At 72.9% G+C, this 1,707-nt stretch carries 3 protein-coding genes; 1 reads left to right on the plus strand and 2 read right to left on the minus strand.

Going from position 1 to position 1,707, the window contains the following annotated elements:
• Positions 1-183: 183 nt before the first annotated feature.
• Both ACYVE9_RS25600 and ACYVE9_RS25605 read right to left on the minus strand, forming a co-directional pair.
• Positions 184-696 (minus strand): DinB family protein, encoded by a 513-nt coding sequence (locus ACYVE9_RS25600; protein WP_461030269.1) that lies wholly within the window; start codon positions 694-696, stop codon positions 184-186.
• Positions 697-708: 12 nt separating this feature from the next.
• Positions 709-1,353: a TetR/AcrR family transcriptional regulator gene (locus ACYVE9_RS25605; protein ID WP_461030270.1), complete on the minus strand. Its 645-nt coding sequence runs from the start codon at positions 1,351-1,353 to the stop codon at positions 709-711.
• Positions 1,354-1,540: 187 nt separating this feature from the next.
• Between ACYVE9_RS25605 and ACYVE9_RS25610 the strand changes: the two genes are divergently transcribed.
• Positions 1,541-1,707, plus strand: a 167-nt coding sequence (locus tag ACYVE9_RS25610) for an FAD-dependent oxidoreductase (protein ID WP_461030271.1), incomplete at its 3' end; no start/stop codon positions are given.

Genomic DNA, 1,707 nt, shown 5'->3' on the forward strand with positions numbered 1-1,707 from the left:
GGCGGGTGGCGCGGCCGGGCTCGCCGCCTCTCCGGGAACGGACAGGCACCCGGAGACCGCGGAGAGGGAGAGGCCGGCAAGCAGTAGGGACGTCCTGGTGTGTCGCACCGGTCAACTCTCCCCGTTCTGGGGCCTGTCCGGAATTCCCCGGAGGAGTGACCGGCGCCGGGGCGGGCCGTCCGGCTACTCGCCGGTGGCGCCGTCGACGCGTTCGCGCAGCAGGTCCGCATGGCCGTTGTGCCGGGCGTACTCCTCGATCATGTGCAGCAGTACCCAGCGCAGGCTGTACCGGGTGCCGTCCGTGGCGGCCTTGACCGACTCGGTGCCGAGGTCGAGGTCCGCGCAGTTGCGCCGCGCGTGGTCGATCTCCGCCTGCCACGCCTCGAAGGCGGCCGGGCCGGTGTGCTGTTCGGTCAGGTGGAACTCGCCGTCGGGGTCCTCGTCGGAGTAGAACAGCGGTGGGGCCTGCTCCCCGACGAGGACGCGGCGGAACCAGTGCCGTTCCACGTCCGCGAGGTGGCGTACCAGGCCGAGCAGGCTCAGTTCGGACGGAGGCACCGCCTGGCGGCGCAGCTGCTCGTCACTCAGGCCGTCGCACTTCATCGCGAGAGTCGTGCGGTGGTAGTCGAGAAAGGCGGTCAGCAGGCTTCGTTCGTCTCCGGCACGCGGGGGATCGAGTCGTTCGTCCGTGGTCATGCGGCCACCCTGTCAGGAACGGCCGGCCCGGCCCACCGGGTTTCCGCCGGGCACCCCGCCGGCGCCGCCGAGCATGCCGTCGAGCAGCTCCGCGGTGCCCGCGCGAAGCTCGGCGAGCGTGGGCGCGGTGGCGTGGAACGAGCCCGCGACGCAGGAGAACAGGATCCCGTCGCACCAGGCCACCAGTGACAGCAGGTGGCGTTCCGGCGACGCCGAACCGTACGCGGTGAGCAGCGCGAGCAGGGGTTCGCGGAAGACGTCTCGTCCGGCCCGGTCGTAGACCGCGCGCAGTTCGGGCCGCCGGGTCGCCTCCATCGCCAGTTCGTACCGGGCCACCAGCAGCGGACGGTGATCGGTGAGGTAGCGGTGCAGCGCCAGCGCCATGGTGTCGGCCACGGCGCCCAGCGCGGCGTCCGGGCCGGGGGCTCCGGCAGGTGAGAGCACCTCCGCCTCACGTTCCGCCAGCCGCCGGATCGCCGCTTCGAGCAGGGCGGCACGGGTGCGGGTGACGTTGGAGGTCGAGCCGGGGGCGAGCCCCGCGGCCTCGTCGACGGCGCGGTGGGTCAGGCCGCGCATGCCGCGTTCGGCCAGCAGCGCGACAGCGGTGTCCGCGACGAGCCTGGCGCGGGCGGCGGCACGGGTGTCCCTGGAGGTCATGGCGGGCAATCTACCGCCCGCACTACGAATGTAGTAACTTGGCACTACGGACGTAGTGAAACAGGGGTCGCTCAGCGACTGCGCCCGCCCCTGACGTTCCGGAGCGAAACCGTCCGGAACCGTCCTTCGCGAAACCGGCTCCCCGGCAGGTGGGCCGTCCACAAGCAGTCCTGAGGAGGCGGTACCCGTGGGTCAGCCACGTGCTCTTGTCGTCGGCGCCGGCATCGGCGGCCTGGCCGCCGCCGCTGCCCTGCACCGCAGAGGCTGGGCGGTGACCGTGCACGAACGCGGCCCGGCCCTACGCCCCGCCGGCGCCGCCATCTCCCTCGCCCCCAACGCGCAACGGGCCCTGGA

It is taken from the genome of Streptomyces sparsus (assembly GCF_054776295.1).